This is a genomic window from Mesorhizobium sp. M0208 (assembly GCF_040322015.1).
GTDB lineage: Bacteria > Pseudomonadota > Alphaproteobacteria > Rhizobiales > Rhizobiaceae > Mesorhizobium.
In genome coordinates, this window is record NZ_JAMYSP010000003.1 from 332,520 (window position 1) to 348,407 (window position 15,888).

Here is a 15,888-nt window from a genome sequence, read left to right on the forward strand (position 1 = left end):
CGGCCCTGTTCGGAGCAGCAACGGCAGAGGCGCGTCGGTTTTGTATTCAGTGTCATTACCTCGGGGGTAATCGACCAGCGTGCAAGGTCTCGGCAAACTGCTCCCATCAAGCCGGTTGTCCGGCTTCGACCACCAGGGAGTACAGCCATGACCGCCTACGCCGTCGCGCATATGCGCCAGGTCACGCCGGGGCCGCAGATCGTCGAGTACCTGCACAAGATCGATGCCACGCTGGAGCCGTTTGGCGGGCGCTTCATCGTGCATGGCAGCGAGGTGGAAGTCGTTGAAAACACCTGGCCGGGCCACCTCGTCATGATCGAATTTCCAGACATGCAGCAGGTGCGTGCATGGTACCGCTCGCCCGCCTATCAGGAGATCTTGCCGCTGCGCACCGAGAATTCTCAGTCCGACGTGGTCCTGGTCGATGGCGTCCAGCACCCGCACAAGGCCACCGACGTTCTCGAATAAGGGGACGATCCGCGACGATTGGCTCTTATCGTTTCAGCAGAAACACCGCCTGCTGGCCGAAAAAATTCCAGAACCACCACGGCATCGAGAAGCCGATCCGCTGGCCATTGGCGTCGAGCGCGGTCGCCTTTTCCACCGTCGCGCCAAGCTCGTCGCACAGATTGACGAAATCGCGAATGGTGCAGAAATGGATGTTGGGGGTGTCATACCAGGAATAGGGCAGGTCCTTGGTCACCGGCATGCGGCCGTTGAACAGTAGCGAAAAGCGCACCCGCCAGTGACCAAAATTTGGGAATGAGACGATAGCGCGGTTGCCGATCCTGAGCAGTTCGTCGAGCACCAATTTCGGATTGCGGGTCGCCTGCAAGGTCTGCGACAAAACGACGAAGTCGAAGCCCTTATCGGGATAGAATTGGAGATCCTTATCGGCATCGCCCTGGATGACCGACAGGCCGCGCGCCACGCATTCGTTGACGCCGCGCTGCGACAGTTCCAGCCCGCGACCGTCGACCTTCTTGGTCGCCTGCAGCAATTCGAGCAGCAGGCCGTCGCCGGAACCGACGTCTAGCACCCGCGACTGCGGCGGGATGAGATCGGCGATGACCTCGAGGTCGACGCGCTGGGCGCGGTTGACGCTCATGGGCTCGTCACTTGCCTGGCGCATGGTCCTGATCCGAACAATCCGGAACTTTTCGGGGTCATGCGCCGAGCCCTCTCGCCCGCGCCGCCGAGGCGATGAAGCCTTTGATGGCGGCGAACAGTTCCGGTTCGTCGAGCAGGAAGGCGTCGTGGCCGCGGTCGGTCTCGATCTCGACGAACGAGACCGAGGCGCCGGCCGCGTTCAGCGCGTGCACGACCGAGCGGCTTTCCTCGGTCGGGAACAGCCAATCGCTGGTGAACGAAACCAGGCAGAAGCGCGTCTTGGTGCCGGCGAAGGCATCGGCCAACCGGCCGCCATGGTCGGCGGCGAGATCGAAATAGTCCATCGCCCGGGTCATGTAGAGATAGGAGTTGGCATCGAAGCGATCGACGAAGGTCATGCCCTGATGGCGCAGGTAGCTCTCGATCTGGAAGTCGGCATCGAAGCCGAAGGTCAGGGCTTCGCGATCCTGAAGGTTGCGGCCGAACTTGCGGTGCAGCGCTGCTTCCGACAGATAGGTGATGTGAGCGGCCATGCGCGCCACCGCCAGCCCCTTTTCCGGCCGCTTGCCGTGCTCGAAGTATTTGCCGCCATGCCAGTCCGGGTCGGCCATCACTGCCTGCCTGCCGACCTCGTGGAAAGCGATGTTCTGCGAAGAATGGCGGGCGCCGGTGGCGATCGGCAGCGCCGAGAAGACGCGCTCGGGATAGCTCGAGGCCCATTGCAGCACCTGCATGCCGCCCATCGAGCCGCCCAGCACGCTGAACAGCTGTTCGATACCGAAATGCTCGACCAGCATCAGCTGCGCGCGCACCATGTCGCGGATGGTGATGATCGGCAGGTCGAGCCCGTAGGGCTTGGCGGTGGCGGGATTGGTCGAGGCGGGGCCGGTGGAGCCGAGACAGCCGCCGATGACGTTGGACGAGATGACGAAGAAACGATCGGTGTCGATGATCTTGCCGGGGCCGATCAGCACTTCCCACCAGCCTGGCTTGCCGGTCACCGGATTGGTGTTGGCGACATGCTGGTCGCCGGTCAGCGCATGGCAGACGAGGATGGCGTTGGAGCGCGCGTCGTTGAGCGTGCCATAGGTCTGGTAGGCAATCTGGAAGGGCGACAGCAGCGTGCCGGCGTCGAGCTTGAGCGGCTTGTCGGCGCCGAAACGCAACACCGGGCTCGACGGCTGGTCGGCCTCGTTGTTGGTTTTTCGCGCGCGCAAAGCGACCATCATATCTCCTTGCCCGCCTTCAGTTGTCCACCGCCAGTCTGGGCAACAACCAGCCAGGGCAACAAAAAACCGGCCATGCCTTCGCAAAGCCGGTTACAAGATGCAAACGGCCCTTTAGCAAGTTGTTTAACGTGGCTGCAAGCCGACCGGCCAAATCACCACGGAACTTTCGCTGCTCTTCTAGGACCGACGCATGGCTTCGTCAACGGCAAGTTCTTGATCCCGAATTGCCGCCCCTCGACATTCCGGGCCACGGCTTGTATTTCCGCTGCGGCTTCCGGATGGAGGCACTCTCGACGGATTTCATGGAATGAGCCAGATACCGGATCAGACACGTCCAAGGCCCCGCGCCGGCATCATGGACATCGAAGCCTATGTACCCGGCAAGAGCGCGGCGCCTGAAGGTGTCGCCAAGGTCCACAAATTGTCGTCGAATGAGAACCCGCTCGGCCCTTCGCCAAAGGCGATAGAGGCCGCGCGCGCGGTCGCCGACAAGCTCGCGGTCTATCCCGACGGCAGCGCCAGGCGTCTGAGGGAAGCGATCGCCGAGGTGCACGGGCTCAACCCGGCGAACATCGTCTGCTCCAACGGCTCCGACGAGATTCTGGGCCTGCTGGCGCAGACCTACCTCGCGCCCGGCGACGAAGCCATCATCACCGAACACGGCTTCATGGTCTACAAGATCTACATACAATCGGCCGGTGCCGTCCCGGTTACGGTCAAGGAGACCGATGAACGCGCCGATGTCGATGCAATCCTTGCCGCGGTGACGCCGCGTACCAGGATCATCTTCCTTGCCAATCCCAACAATCCAACCGGCACCTACGTGCCGTTCCAGGAGGTGCGCCGCCTGCATGCCGGCCTGCCGCGAAACGTGCTTCTGGTGCTGGATGCAGCTTACGCCGAATATGTCCGGCGCAACGATTATGAAGCCGGCGTCGAGTTGGTGGGTAGCGCAGAAAACGTGGTCATGACCCGCACTTTCTCCAAGTTGGGCCTGGGCGGCGCGCGGATCGGCTGGATGTATGCGCCAATGCATATCATCGACGCGATCAACCGCGTGCGCGGGCCTTTCAACGTCAATGCGACGGCTATCGAGGCCGGTATCGCGGCGATCCGCGACCGCGTCCATATCGAGCGCAGCGTGGCGCATAACGAGACCTGGCTGGCATGGCTGACCGAGCAACTAAGCGGGCTTGGGCTGCGGGTGACACCGAGCGTCGGCAATTTCATCCTTATCCACTTTCCCGAGGACAAAAAGCATTCGGCGGCGGCCGCCGACGACTACCTCAGTGCGCGCGGCTACATATTGCGGCGCGTTTCCGGCTACGGTTTTCCGAACGCGCTGCGCATGAGCATCGGCACCGAAGAGGCCAACCGCGGCGTTGTCGCCGCACTCGCGACATTCCTGAAAAGCTAGAACACCATGACCTCACCGATGTTCGAAAAGATCGCGCTGGTCGGCATCGGCCTGATCGGCTCGTCGCTGGCCCGCGTCATCCGCCGTGAGGGGCTCGCCGGCCAAGTCGCGATTTCGACGCGCAGCGAAGCGACGCTGGCGCGGGCGAGCCTACTCGCCCTCGGCGACACCTACACGACGGATGCGAAAGAGGCGGTTCGCGATGCCGATCTGGTCGTCGTTTCGGTGCCGGTCGGCTCTTCGGGTACCGTCGCCGCGGAAATCGCGCCGACGCTGAAGAAGGGCGCCATCCTTACCGATGTCGGCTCGACCAAGGCATCGGTGATCGCGCAGATGCAGCCGCATGTGCCTGATGGCGTGCACTTCATTCCCGGCCATCCTTTGGCCGGCACCGAAAAGTCGGGACCAGATGCCGGTTTTGCCGAACTGTTCGAGAACCGCTGGTGCATCTTCACGCCGCTGCCCGGCACCGATCCCGCGGCACTGGAAAGGCTCTCGGAATTCTGGCGCCGCTGCGGCTCCAACATCGACACGATGGACCCGCAGCATCACGACATGACGCTGGCCATCGTTTCGCACCTGCCGCACATCATCGCCTATAACATCGTCGGTACCGCCGACGATCTGGAGTCGGTGACCAAGTCCGAGGTCATCAAATACTCGGCTTCCGGCTTTCGCGACTTCACCCGTCTCGCGGCGTCCGACCCGACCATGTGGCGTGACGTCTGCCTGCACAACAAGGACGCCATCCTCGAAATGCTGGCGCGATTCTCGGAAGATCTGTCCTCGCTGCAGCGGGCGATCCGCTGGGGCGACGGCGAAAAGCTGTTCGACCTGTTCACCCGCACCCGCGCCGTCCGCCGCTCGATCATCGAGGCCGGCCAGGACATCGACGTACCGGATTTCGGTCGCCAGGCAGTCGAACACCCGCCGAAGGGATAAGCCGCGGCAGGCCGATCGCAGTCCCGACCGCCTAGTCAAGCGGCTTGATCTTGCCGAGCGGGATGAAGCCGAGCGAGGCCTTGCCCCTGACGATCTTCAGCGGCATCGACGGCTGGTTGCCGAGCAGCGCCAGTCCGGCAAAGCCGGTTTGGATCTCTTTCTTCTGCTCGGGGATGGCGGTGGCAAGGATCGCCGCCACGGCCTTTGGATCATTGAGCTTGATCGTCAGATCGGCATTTATGAGACCGCCGTCATCGACCGACAGCGGTCCGGAAACGGTGATGCGCGCAGTTCCGGACGACAGATCGAGCTCGTGGATTTCGGCCGCGAGGCCGCGCAGGCTCTTCGGGTTTGCCATGATCAGCATCACGCCGTTCTTCAGCGTCACATCGCCGCTGCCATCGAGCGGCGGCAAGACGCGCCCGTCGATGGCCGCCGCGTCGATTTCGAGATCGGTGAAATTGCCGGCATAGTCGATGTCCGGGCCGTTTGGGCGCAATTGCCCGCTGGCAGTTCCGGCGCTGAACAGCGAGACGGGATCGGTATCGTCTGCGGGATCGGTCTGGCCGGACAGGCCTTCTGCCTGCAGCGAGAGGCGTCTCGGCAGCGGCCAGGACAGCTTCATGTCGGCCCGCAGATCATCCCAGTCGATCCAGAGCGGGGTCATGCCGGGAACGGAGGTCCTGAGTGGCCCCCTAAGCTCGGCGGCAGGCGACAGAAGCCGCGTGATCTGGGTGGCGGCGTTGATCTTGCCTGTCGAGGCCGCGACGTTGCGGCTGTCGTCCTCGTAAGCCAGACTGTCGCAGGAAAGGGTGAAGCTGAAGGGATAGCCGCTGACCGCGAGATTGGCACAGTCGGCCTTGACGCCCTTGTCATCGAGATCGGCGACCGCCTTGTCGGCGGCGCTCTCGACCAGATCCGCCAGGTAGAACCAGCCCGCGCTGTAGATGCCGAACAGCACGAGAATGAAAGCGGCAAGCCACAACAGGCGGCGACGCTGGCTGGGCGGCGGGCGCTCGTCACTTGACGTCATGCTGCGGCTTTCGTTAACGCGGGTGGCACGGGCGGGCTGTCGCTTGCGGCAACAACAGGTAGACGGACTGAAACACCACCGGTGGAGTGGTTCGTTACAATCAGGCTTGGCGATATGGGCGATTTTTGGGTTTTTGGCTACGGCTCACTGATCTGGCGGCCGGGATTCGCGCATGTCGAGACGCGGCGTGCCCGCCTGCATGGCTACCGCCGTTCGCTCTGCGTCTATTCTTTCGTGCATCGCGGCACGCGCGAACGGCCGGGCCTGGTGCTCGGCCTCGACCGCGGAGGCTCCTGCATCGGGCTGGCGTTCCGGGTCCCAGGCGAGCTGCGCAACGAGGTCATCACCTATCTGCGCGAACGCGAGCTGGTCACCAACGTCTATCTCGAACGTGTGCTCAGCGTTCGCCTCGACAAAAGTGAAACGGATGGGGGCAAGACGGTCGACGCCGTCGCCTATGTCGTGGACCGCAGCCATGAGCAATATGCCGGTGCGCTCGACCCGGCCGAGGCGGCGGCCGTCGTTCGCGGCGCCGTCGGCCAGTCGGGGAGGAATAAGGATTACGTGCTCAGCACGCTGGAGCACCTCGAAGCACTGGGTATAAGCGATCATTGGCTGGAAGACGTGACGAGACGGATCGCGACGTAGCGCCTTTTATCGTTATCATGATGTTTTCGGTGCCGTGACGCGGGCTACATCCTGAAAATCTGTTTACCAAGGTCGGCGCGATCCAGGCTGTTTGCCACCGCAAGCTTGAACTCGGTCAGCGCGTGGAGACCGCCGACAGGAACGTGGAAGCCCGGCTGGCCAAAGATGTCGATGATCTCGCGTAGGACAGGCCGGTCGGCTTCGGCAGGCGGCGAAAAGAAGTAGCGATAGATATTTGCCCTGATTTCGACGCCGCTCAGCAACACATCGAAATTGTGCAGTTCGAAGCGCTCGGCACTCATTCCGCCATTGATCACCATCTGCCCGCCGAGCGCCAGGGTGCGGATCAATTCGCCGCTGACAGGTCCGCCGACATTGTCGATAATCCCGTTCAATCCGGCGCCGCCGTTGATATCCATCACCGCTTCCCGGATACTTGCCTTCAAGTCCGAAAGGTCAAGAATGACAGAGGCGCCAAGCGTCTTCAGGTCGAAGCTCTGGTGCGAGCGCCGCACCAGCGCGATGACGTTGATGCCGCGTCGTTGGGCGAACTGCATCACCATTGTCGAAATTGACGAATAGCCGGCCGTGACAGCCAGCCACTGCCCGGGCCGGACACGGGAATCCGTCAGCAGATCCCACGCGGTAATGGGGTTCACCATCTGCCCGGCGCGTTCGACCGGATAGTCCGCAGGCAACGGGATCAGCCATTCGGCGGGAATGGCCGCGTACTCGGCCCAGCTGCCATAATAGCTGAACGCGACAAGCGTGCCCGGTTCCAGCAAGACGTCCGCGCCGACGGCTTCGACGATGCCGGCGCCATGGTTTCCTGCGACCTGCCGGGGAAAATGCGGCTTCTTCGGTTCGGGATAGAGGTCCTGGATAAACAGGAAGTCGCCCGGATTGATCGAAGCCGAGACCATCCTGACCAGCACCTCGCCGTCGCCGATGCGCGGAATCGGCAGGTCGTCCATGTAGAGCACGTCGCGCGGCGAACCGATGGCGTCAAATACGATTGCTTTCATGCCGGTCTCCACAACAAACGATCCGGGGCAAACAGTCCGGGCTTGGCCAGACCGTGCCGAGATTTGCGTCGGCGCCGCGGAACCTATGGCCGGCCGGCAAAGGTCTGAATTGGCAGATTTGACAATCTATGTGCTAAACTTGCCAGATTGTTTCCCCAGAGGGTACTGGTTTGGAAATTCGGGACAGCCTCTTGAAGCCCGACACGGCGCGGCGGGTCGCGGTTTTGTGAAGCGCCGGCGGGCTGGAAAAGAGGCTATGCGTTTGACGTTGCCACGGTGCGACATAGGTTAGCTCGGTCGGCGGCTCCCACCCGCCCCAGCATGAATCACCATGGAGATCAGCCTTGCAGAAACGTCGTCTCGGTCGCACCGACCTATCCATCGCGCCATTGGTTCTGGGCGGCAATGTGTTCGGCTGGACCGCCGATGAGAAAACCTCGTTCGACCTGCTCGACCGCTTTGTCGACGCCGGTTTCAACGCCATCGACACGGCCGATTCCTATTCGCGCTGGATTGCCGGCCACCAAGGCGGCGAATCCGAAACCATCATCGGCAAATGGATGAAGAGCCGTGGTAACCGCGACAAGGTTGTCGTCATCACCAAGGTCGGTTCGGATATGGGACAGGGTAAGAGGGACCTGTCCGCCGCCTATATCGAACAGGCCATCGATGCTTCGCTGAAGAGGCTGCAGGTCGATAGCGTCGATCTCTATCTGTCGCACTGGCCCGACCCGGCGACCCCTTATGAGGAAACGCTCGGCGCTTACCAGAAACTGCTCGACAAGGGAAAAATCCGTTATACCGGCGCTTCCAACCTCGACGCCGCCCAGCTGCGGGCCGCACTTGACGTAGCAAGCCTGCGGGGCCTGCCGCGCTACGAGGTGCTGCAGCCGGAGTACAACCTCTACGACCGCTCGTCCTTCGATGGTCCGCTGCGCGATCTGTGCGTGGCCGAGGACATCGGCGTCATCACCTATTTCAGCCTCGCCAACGGATTTTTGAGCGGCAAGTACCGCAGCGAGTCCGACCTCGGCAAAAGCCCGCGCGGCAGTGGTGTGAAAGGCTATCTCAACGCGCGCGGCATGCGCATTCTCTCAGCGCTCGATGCGGTGTCGGCCAGACATTCGGCCAGGCCGGCGGAAGTGGCGCTTGCCTGGGTCATGGCGCGGCCCGGCGTCACCGCCCCGATCGCCAGCGCGACGACGCTCGACCAGCTCGACAGCCTGGTGCGTGCCGCGTCGTTGCAGCTCGGCCCGGACGATATCGCCGAGCTCGACAAGGCCAGCGCGTAGCCGCGCACGATCGTTCAAGACCGGCGCCGCTGCCTTGCCCTACCGTCCCTGCCTCGTCACAGGATGCAGGGACGTCGCATGGCCGGACAGGGTCTTATCGATCAGCAGCTATGGCAGCGATTGCTGGCGCTTGTGTTGGCGTCGGCCATCGTCATGGGCAGCCCGGGGCCGGCGACGATAAGCGTCACCGCGATCGGCGCCGCGTTCGGCCTGCGCGGTTCGCTGCGCTATGCCTCGGGAATCGTTGTCGGGACGGTTCTCGTGCTTTTGGTGGTGGCGACGGGCATCATGGCCGTTCTCACCGCGCTGCCGAAGCTCGCAGCGCTGTTGGCGGTCGCGTCAGCAGCCTACATCCTCTATCTGGCGTTCAAGATTGCGACGGCGCCGCCACTGGCGGCACGCATTGGTGGGGCGGCGCTTCCCACTTTCCTGGGCGGGTTCCTTCTGGCCGTTGCCAATCCGAAAGCCTATGTGGCGATTGCCGCCGTGTTTGCCGGCGCGTCTTCCGGCGCCGGCGGTCTTGCTATTTCAGCCAAGCTGGCGGTCCTCGCCTTGATGATTGCTGCCATTCATCTCTTGTGGCTTCTCGCCGGCGCGGCTTTTGCACATTTGCTGCGCAAACCGCTGGCGTCGCGGATCATCAATCTGGTGTTTGCCTTGACGCTGGTTGCAACAGCCGCCCTGGCTGCCTTGCCGTGAGCCTTTCCGGCATGCGCGGCGGGTGTCTCAGCCTTTCAATTCAGGTTTCGCATCGAGCTCACCAAGCCGTTTCATTGCCGTCGGCGGCATCGGCGGCGGGTTCGGCGTCTGTGCCGCCTCGACGAGAAGCTGGTCGCAGGCGGCTTCCGTCTCGCCGATCAGCCGTTGCATGAATTCGTCCTTGCCGAGGCCGGGCGGGATCGGCGGCAGGAAGCGCGCCTTGATCGTGCCGGGATAGCGCAGGAATTTGCGGCGCGGCCAATAGAGGCCGGCGACGTGGGCGACCGGCACCACCGGAATGCCAAGCTGGGCATAAAGTTCGACGATGCCGTATTTGTAGACCGGTTCGTCGCCCGGCGCCCGGCGGGTGCCCTCGGGGTAGATGATCAGCTGGCGCGGATTGCGCGCCAATTCCTGTTTGGTCGCGGCGATCACCATTTTCAATGCCTTCGAGCGGCTGCCGCGGTCGACAGGAATCATCCGCATCTTCAAAATGTACCAGCCGAAGAACGGGATCCACGTCAGCTCCCGTTTCAATATGTAAACGGGATCGTCGAGATAAGGCAGGAAAGCGATCGTGTCCCAGAAGGACTGGTGCTTCGGCGCCAGGATGAAGGAGCCGTCAGGCAGGTTTTCCTGGCCGGTGATCTCACTTCTGGTGCCGGCGATCTTGTCGTAGAGCCACATGCTGGTGCGCGACCAGAATTTCGGCACGAACCAGGCGCGATGGCGCGGCGACAGGAAATAATACGGGGTCCAGAGGATCATCTGGATGATCAGATTGAGGTAAAAGGCGAGATTGAACGCCAGCGAGCGGAAATACAGCATACAACAAGTGCCCGGTGAGGAGGTGTGCGTTCGTTACACCAAGCGCCGGCAAAAAGGAAACGCTGCGAGGCGGGCGATCGGCCCGGCCTTGCGAGGGCCGTCTTCGTCACGTTTCCCACGCGGCCTGCAGCAGGCGCTGTCTCAGGCGCGGGGCGGCGAAGTCGAGGAATGCGCGCAGCTTCACCGGCAGTAGCCCCTGGCCGGCATGGACGAGGCTCACCGGCCATGGGTCTGGCTCAAACTCTTGCAGCACCGGGCGCAGCGTACCCGACCGGACTGCGGCGGCAATCTGATAGGAAAGCAGCCTCGTCACGCCGACGCCGGCAATCGCCGCATCGATCGCTGCCTCAGCCGTGTTGACCCGTAACCTGGAGCGGATCGGCACGCTGAATTCGGTCTTGCCGGTGGCGAAGCTCCAGGCTGCGGCGGTGAGCCCTTCGAAGGTGATGGCACTGTGTGCTGCAAGCTCCTGCGGCGTTTTCGGTGTGCCGTGCTCGGCGAGATAGGCCGGGCTTGCGCAAACGACGCGGCGGATTGAACCCAGGCGGGTGGCGATCAGGGCCGAATCGGCAAGCTCGCCGATGCGGATGGCGAGGTCGATGTGCTCTTCGACCAGCTGGGTTATCCGGTCGGCGAGTGTCAGCCGCACACCTACCTCGGGATAGACGGAGAGGAAGCCGGTGACGACCGGCAGCACATGCAGGCGGCCGAAGACGATCGGCGCAGTGACGATCAGTTCGCCGGTCGGGGCGCTGTATTCGCCGGCGGCTATTCGCTCGGCCTCGCCGACCTCATCGAGAATGCGACGACAGGCGGCGAGATAGGCGTGGCCTGCATCGGTCAGCGACAGCTGCCGCGCCGAGCGGTTCAACAGCCGTGTCTTCAGGTGCTTTTCCAAGTCCGAAACCTTGCGGCTGACCGTCGTCAGCGGAATGCCGAAGCGGCGCCCGGCAGCCGAGAGGCTGCCTGTCTCCGCCGCGGCAACGAAAAGCGACATGGACTGGAGGCGATCCATAGCTCTCCCGAAAATTTGCCCTTCCGGAAAGCGGAAGGATGGATTGCAGATATGGCATCTGCATCTCGAAGATGGAAGGACGTATTTTCCTGACTAGCAATGCAGCGCAGCTCGGCGCCTGAGGAGGCTTCCATGAACGCTCACACCAGCGATGTTGCTTTCACCCCGACGGTGAAGGCGATTCAGGCGCGCAAGGGCTCGCGCCAGGCCTATGCCCGTGTCGAGGAGCGTGGCGGCTGGCAGGCGGCAATTACGCCCGATCTCGCCGCCTTCATCGAGGCGCAGACCAGCGTCTTTCTGTCGACCGCCAATGCGGACGGGCAGCCTTACATCCAGCATCGCGGCGGGCCTGCCGGTTTCCTCACGGTGCTCGACGAACGGACGATCGGCTTTGCCGATTTTTCCGGCAACAGGCAGTTCATCACCCAGGGCAACCTCAGCGACAACCCACAGGCTTTCCTATTCCTGATCGATTATGCGCACCGGCAGCGCATCAAGATCTGGGGCAAAGCGCAAGTCGTCGAGGGCGATGCCGAGCTGACGGCAAAGCTGATGCCGCAAGACTATAAGGCGCGACCCGAGCAGGTCATCCTGTTTACGGTTTCGGCTTGGGATTCAAATTGCTCGCAGCACATCCCGCAGCGTTTCGAAGCGGCCGACGTGGCGGCGGCGCTGGGCGAACGCGACAAGCGCATCGAACGGCTCGAACAGGAGATCGCACGCTTGCGATCAGATGCAGCAGCCAGGGAATAAGAGCTAGGGAATAAAAGTGCCGGTGCCGTTCAGTTTCCGCCCGCGGCGTCGGCCAGCGTGACGCCGTTGGGCGATTGCTTCACCGGCATGATGCCGCGCGCCAGCGCCAGCAGGTATTTGTTGTATTCGGTGAACAGCACGCGCAGCGCTTCCGGCTTGGTCAGCCAGCCGCCATTCTCGAGGTTGGTGTTGACCACCGGATAGGGCTCGAGCCTTGCGCCGTGCAGCAGCCGGCCCATTTCCAGCAGGCTACGCGGCATATGATAATTATTGGTGACGAGAATGACGGTGCCGTAGGCATGGTCCTCGACCCATTTGGCACTTTCCTCGGCATTGCCGATCGTGTCGAGCGCGGCGCGGTCGATGTCGACGCAGCAGGAAAACAGCCTCTTGTCGCCGCCGGTCGCGGCCTGAAGCTGGCGGCGGCTGGCGGAGGGATGGACGCCGCTGATCAGCAGCCGCTCGCCCTTGCCTAAGGCAAGCAGGCCCATCGCAGCGTCGAGGCGCGATTGGCCGCCGGTCAGCACGATGATAGCGTCGGCCCTTGCCGGATTGGCGGGCGTAGTCAGGCGGCTGACGGTATTGGCGAACCAGCCGAAGCCGGCGACAAACAGCGCCATAAAGGCGAGCAGAAGGAGAGCCGAGATGCGCAAGGAGCGGCCTGCCAGCAGCCGCCCATGTTTGGCAAACTGATCCGGCTTGGCAAATTCATCAGGCTCGGCGAATACAGGCGGGCGCGCAACCAGCACTGGCATGCATCCAGCGGTATCGGTCGAGTCCCGAACGTCCATCATGAAATGGTTAATCCCGAAATACGGCCTTTGGTAGGAAAAAAATGCAATTTTCGTGACGATGCGTTTTCATCCGTGATCGATCTTTCCTTTAGCCGGCGTCCGGCTGGCGAATGTCGATGTCGCTGAGATAAGCAACCACGGTGAAATGGGAGGTTGCCGCCGTCAGCGCGCCGATCACCAGCACCATGACAGCGACCCCGAGATAACCCGCCGAGCCGATGGCGAAATTGCCGAACAGGGCGGTCGCCTGGTCGGCCTGCGGCGTTGCCATGTTGTGTGACGACCACCAGGAGAAGACGATGAAGACCAGGATCGCTGCGGCGCCGCCTGCCGCGGCGCCCTTCATGCCGGTGACCAGAAAATGCCGGCGGAATTCGCGCGCGATGAAGCGCGCCTCGGCGCCGACGAAATGCAGCACCTCGATGATGTGGCCATTGCCGGCCATGGCGCCGCGCGTCGCGAATACAACGGTCAGCACCGTCGCCGACAGCATCAGCGCCAACACTGCGATACCGATCGTTACCGTGGTGCGGGCCATGGCAACCAGCCGGTCGACCCAGGTGCGATGATCGTCGAGCGAGGCGCTCGGCAGCTTCGGCGTGATTGCCGCGCGCAGTGCGGCGAAATCGGGCGGACTATTCTCGTCGATGGTGATGATGATCAAGCGCGGCACCGGCAGCTCATCGATGTTCAGGCCCGAGCCTAGCCAAGGCTCGAGCAGTCGGGCCGTTGCTTCGCGATCGATGATCCTGGCGCTTTTCACGCCAGGGAATTCGCCGGCGATCTGCGAGGCCAGCGCAAGTGCGGCCTCCATGTCGAGGCCGTCGACCGGCTTGATCTGGATGGTCGCTTCGCGCGAGATCTGGTTCTCCCAGACGGAGGCGGTGTCACGCACCAGCGTGACTGCGCCAAACGTCAGACAGGACAGAAACGTCATGATGGCAATGACCAGCACCAGCGCCCGGCCGGCGATGTTCTGCGCCGGCACGATCGGCGCCATTTTGCGCTGGACGCGGGGCTTTGCCGCCGCGGCGTCCTGACCCTCGAAATGTTCGACGGAGAGCTCAGTCATAGATGTCCAGCCTTCCGCCGGCCAGGATCATTCGCCGTGCGTCGACCTGTTCCATCAGGCCGAGGTCGTGTGTGGCGATCACCACGGCGGTGCCCAGCCGGTTGAGCTCGATGAACAACCGCAGCAAGCGTCGCGCCAGCGGCGGGTCGACATTGCCGGTCGGCTCGTCGGCGAGCAGGATCTCGGGCTGCTCGATCAACGCCCGGGCAATGGCGGCGCGCTGCTTCTCGCCGCCAGACAGCACCGGTGGCAGCACATGCATGCGCTCGCCGAGGCCGACCCATTTCAGCAGCTCGGTGACGTCGGTGCGATAGGTCGCCTCCTCGCGGCCGCGCACGCGCAGCGGCAATGCCACGTTCTCGTAGGTGGTCATATGGTCGAGCAGGCGAAAATCCTGGAACACCACGCCGATGCGACGTCTCAGATGCGGCAATTCGGTGCGCGAGATGCGCGAGCGGTCCTTGCCGAAAATGGTGATCAGGCCGCGCGTCGGCTTCAGCGACATGAACAAAAGCCGCAGCAACGTCGTCTTGCCGGCGCCTGAAGGTCCGCTCAGGAACTGAAAGGAGCGCTCCGGAATGTGCAAGGAGATGTCGCGGAGAATCTCCGGACCCATGCCATAGCGGAGGCCGACATTTTCGAAGCGGATCACTTTCGACGACCTGAAATTCTCGGCGGCAAGATGCCAGCCCTTTCTGTGGAAAGACCATCGGCCGGCATGGTTAACCGACGGTTAATTTGGGGGCTTTTCGAGCGAGTCACAGGGGTTCCGGTGGGGAAGCGTTAACCATTTCCGTTTACCCAAAAGAAACGAACAGCGAACAGGTTCGGTAGTGTTGGGCCATGATGGCTGAGGATCGAACCGCGCGCCCGGTTTCCGGCGAAATCATGACCGATCCGGCCGCCGAGCCGGAACGCATCATGCGCGACGTGACCGCCGAGGTCATCGATGCCGACTATGAGGTGCTGCCCCGCCATTTTACACGTCAAGACTTTGCGCCGCCGCCTGCGCGCATGATTTCCATGCCTTCGATCGAAGGCATGGACATGTTGCGCAAGCCCGAAACCGCCGTCGAACGGCCGTTGTGGGTGCATGGTGGGCCGATCTTCTGGATTGTCGGCGTCGGTGCCGTCTTTGCCGCCTTCTGGATTTCGGGCGGCCATGCGCTGGTTCGTTAGAGCGGCGCCAGAAAATCAACAGGTCACCAGATAAACGATTCGCGACGGTGGGACATCCGACCGTTCGCGGGTGCCCTGCGAAAGATTTGGCCTTGCCAGACGGCACGACATGCCTAGAAACGGGTTGAAGACCGTTTCGGTCGGCTTCGCCTACAAAGGCGATCATTCTGGAAGGGCAGCCAATGCCAGTTGTGCGCGGCAAGGACATCGAAGTCCTGTTTTCGGCGTCCGCCATCGCGCGGCGGAACCTGGAACTTGCCAAGGAGATCGCCGGGCACGACTACCACGACCTTCTGGTAATCTCGGTGCTGAAGGGATCGTTCATCTTCGCCGCCGATCTTATCCGTGCCATGCACGATGTCGGCCTGTCGCCGGAGGTCGAGTTCATCTTCATCTCCAGCTATGGCGCCGGCACGACCAGCGGTGAGGTGAGGGTGCTGCGCGACATCGACAACGAGGTCGCCGGTCGCGATGTGCTTTTGATCGACGACATTCTGGAATCCGGCAAGACGCTGAGTTTCACCCGCGACCTCATGCTGTCGCGCGGCGCAAGGAACTGTGCCATCGCCGTGCTGCTCGACAAGCGCATGCGCCGCCAGACCACGCTCAACGCCGACTATGTCGGCTTTGACTGCCCCGATTATTTCGTCGTCGGTTATGGCATGGACGTCGCCCACGCGTTTCGCGAATTGCCGTTCGTCGGCATCGTCAAGGGCGACGCCTGAGGCCTTTTGAAAATTCTACTCCGGCGGTCATCTGACGCGGTTTTGAGCGGCCCGAGACATAGGTGACGATTTGTACCGGACACATAGGTAACACTTTTCGGTTTTTGCCGGGAGGTGTTGATGCCGT

General features: G+C 62.6%; 18 protein-coding genes and 1 riboswitch. Of the genes, 9 read left to right on the forward strand and 9 right to left on the reverse strand.

What is annotated here, in order from left to right:
• Positions 1-147: 147 nt before the first annotated feature.
• Positions 148-468 (forward strand): DUF1330 domain-containing protein, encoded by a 321-nt coding sequence (locus NKJ17_RS05525; protein ID WP_352687381.1) that lies wholly within the window; start codon positions 148-150, stop codon positions 466-468.
• 25 nt (positions 469-493) lie between these two features.
• Here the strand turns inward: NKJ17_RS05525 and metW are convergent, their stop codons facing one another.
• Together metW and metX are read right to left on the reverse strand one after the other, a co-directional pair.
• Entirely contained in the window at positions 494-1,108 is a 615-nt protein-coding gene (gene metW, locus NKJ17_RS05530; RefSeq protein WP_352687412.1) for a methionine biosynthesis protein MetW, read from the reverse strand.
• 58 nt (positions 1,109-1,166) lie between these two features.
• Entirely contained in the window at positions 1,167-2,336 is a 1,170-nt protein-coding gene (metX, locus tag NKJ17_RS05535; RefSeq protein WP_292661143.1) for a homoserine O-acetyltransferase MetX, read from the reverse strand.
• A 94-nt stretch (positions 2,337-2,430) separates the two neighbouring features.
• Positions 2,431-2,508, reverse strand: a riboswitch (SAM riboswitch).
• Positions 2,509-2,646: 138 nt separating this feature from the next.
• On the opposite strand from metX, the gene hisC reads away from it, so the two are divergent.
• Both hisC and NKJ17_RS05545 read left to right on the forward strand, forming a co-directional pair.
• The gene (gene hisC, locus NKJ17_RS05540; protein WP_352687383.1) at positions 2,647-3,756 is read left to right on the forward strand and encodes a histidinol-phosphate transaminase; all 1,110 of its coding nucleotides are present in this window, start codon (positions 2,647-2,649) and stop codon (positions 3,754-3,756) included.
• Positions 3,757-3,762: 6 nt separating this feature from the next.
• A complete protein-coding gene (locus NKJ17_RS05545; RefSeq protein WP_352687385.1) occupies positions 3,763-4,698 on the forward strand; it encodes a prephenate/arogenate dehydrogenase family protein in 936 nt (311 codons plus the stop codon).
• 31 nt (positions 4,699-4,729) lie between these two features.
• Here the strand turns inward: NKJ17_RS05545 and NKJ17_RS05550 are convergent, their stop codons facing one another.
• Entirely contained in the window at positions 4,730-5,731 is a 1,002-nt protein-coding gene (locus tag NKJ17_RS05550; protein WP_352687387.1) for a DUF2125 domain-containing protein, read from the reverse strand.
• Between the two features lie 114 nt (positions 5,732-5,845).
• Here NKJ17_RS05550 and NKJ17_RS05555 point away from each other — a divergent pair, with 114 nt between their 5' ends.
• Positions 5,846-6,379, forward strand: coding sequence for a gamma-glutamylcyclotransferase (locus NKJ17_RS05555; protein WP_352687388.1), 534 nt, complete (start codon positions 5,846-5,848; stop codon positions 6,377-6,379).
• Between the two features lie 44 nt (positions 6,380-6,423).
• On the opposite strand, the gene NKJ17_RS05560 is transcribed toward NKJ17_RS05555, so the two are convergent.
• Positions 6,424-7,404, reverse strand: coding sequence for a zinc-binding dehydrogenase (locus NKJ17_RS05560; RefSeq protein WP_352687390.1), 981 nt, complete (start codon positions 7,402-7,404; stop codon positions 6,424-6,426).
• Positions 7,405-7,748: 344 nt separating this feature from the next.
• Here NKJ17_RS05560 and NKJ17_RS05565 point away from each other — a divergent pair, with 344 nt between their 5' ends.
• Together NKJ17_RS05565 and NKJ17_RS05570 are read left to right on the forward strand one after the other, a co-directional pair.
• The gene (locus NKJ17_RS05565; protein ID WP_352687392.1) at positions 7,749-8,696 is read left to right on the forward strand and encodes an aldo/keto reductase; all 948 of its coding nucleotides are present in this window, start codon (positions 7,749-7,751) and stop codon (positions 8,694-8,696) included.
• A gap of 78 nt (positions 8,697-8,774) precedes the next feature.
• On the forward strand, positions 8,775-9,395 hold the full coding sequence (locus tag NKJ17_RS05570; protein WP_352687394.1) for a LysE family translocator: 621 nt from the start codon (positions 8,775-8,777) through the stop codon (positions 9,393-9,395).
• Positions 9,396-9,422: 27 nt separating this feature from the next.
• Here the strand turns inward: NKJ17_RS05570 and NKJ17_RS05575 are convergent, their stop codons facing one another.
• Together NKJ17_RS05575 and NKJ17_RS05580 are read right to left on the reverse strand one after the other, a co-directional pair.
• Entirely contained in the window at positions 9,423-10,223 is an 801-nt protein-coding gene (locus NKJ17_RS05575; protein WP_352687396.1) for a lysophospholipid acyltransferase family protein, read from the reverse strand.
• 106 nt (positions 10,224-10,329) lie between these two features.
• Positions 10,330-11,238 carry a LysR family transcriptional regulator gene (locus NKJ17_RS05580; RefSeq protein ID WP_352687398.1) on the reverse strand — a complete coding sequence of 303 codons (909 nt, stop codon included), beginning with the start codon at positions 11,236-11,238 and terminating at the stop codon, positions 10,330-10,332.
• A 132-nt stretch (positions 11,239-11,370) separates the two neighbouring features.
• Here NKJ17_RS05580 and NKJ17_RS05585 point away from each other — a divergent pair, with 132 nt between their 5' ends.
• Positions 11,371-11,991 (forward strand): pyridoxamine 5'-phosphate oxidase family protein, encoded by a 621-nt coding sequence (locus NKJ17_RS05585; protein ID WP_352471424.1) that lies wholly within the window; start codon positions 11,371-11,373, stop codon positions 11,989-11,991.
• Between the two features lie 29 nt (positions 11,992-12,020).
• Here the strand turns inward: NKJ17_RS05585 and NKJ17_RS05590 are convergent, their stop codons facing one another.
• From NKJ17_RS05590 to ftsE, 3 genes are all read right to left on the reverse strand, one after another.
• Positions 12,021-12,611, reverse strand: a complete 591-nt coding sequence (locus NKJ17_RS05590; RefSeq protein ID WP_502898855.1) for a YdcF family protein — start codon at positions 12,609-12,611, stop codon at positions 12,021-12,023.
• A 262-nt stretch (positions 12,612-12,873) separates the two neighbouring features.
• Positions 12,874-13,857, reverse strand: a complete 984-nt coding sequence (locus NKJ17_RS05595) for a cell division protein FtsX (RefSeq protein ID WP_352616030.1) — start codon at positions 13,855-13,857, stop codon at positions 12,874-12,876.
• Positions 13,850-14,509 (reverse strand): cell division ATP-binding protein FtsE, encoded by a 660-nt coding sequence (gene ftsE / locus NKJ17_RS05600; protein WP_023677923.1) that lies wholly within the window; start codon positions 14,507-14,509, stop codon positions 13,850-13,852. The genes NKJ17_RS05595 and ftsE overlap by 8 nt, the downstream gene beginning before the upstream one ends.
• A gap of 236 nt (positions 14,510-14,745) precedes the next feature.
• On the opposite strand from ftsE, the gene NKJ17_RS05605 reads away from it, so the two are divergent.
• Positions 14,746-15,036, forward strand: coding sequence for a hypothetical protein (locus tag NKJ17_RS05605; RefSeq protein ID WP_352683073.1), 291 nt, complete (start codon positions 14,746-14,748; stop codon positions 15,034-15,036).
• A gap of 182 nt (positions 15,037-15,218) precedes the next feature.
• Positions 15,219-15,761 carry a hypoxanthine phosphoribosyltransferase gene (gene hpt, locus NKJ17_RS05610; protein WP_352687402.1) on the forward strand — a complete coding sequence of 181 codons (543 nt, stop codon included), beginning with the start codon at positions 15,219-15,221 and terminating at the stop codon, positions 15,759-15,761.
• Positions 15,762-15,888: the final 127 nt, after the last annotated feature.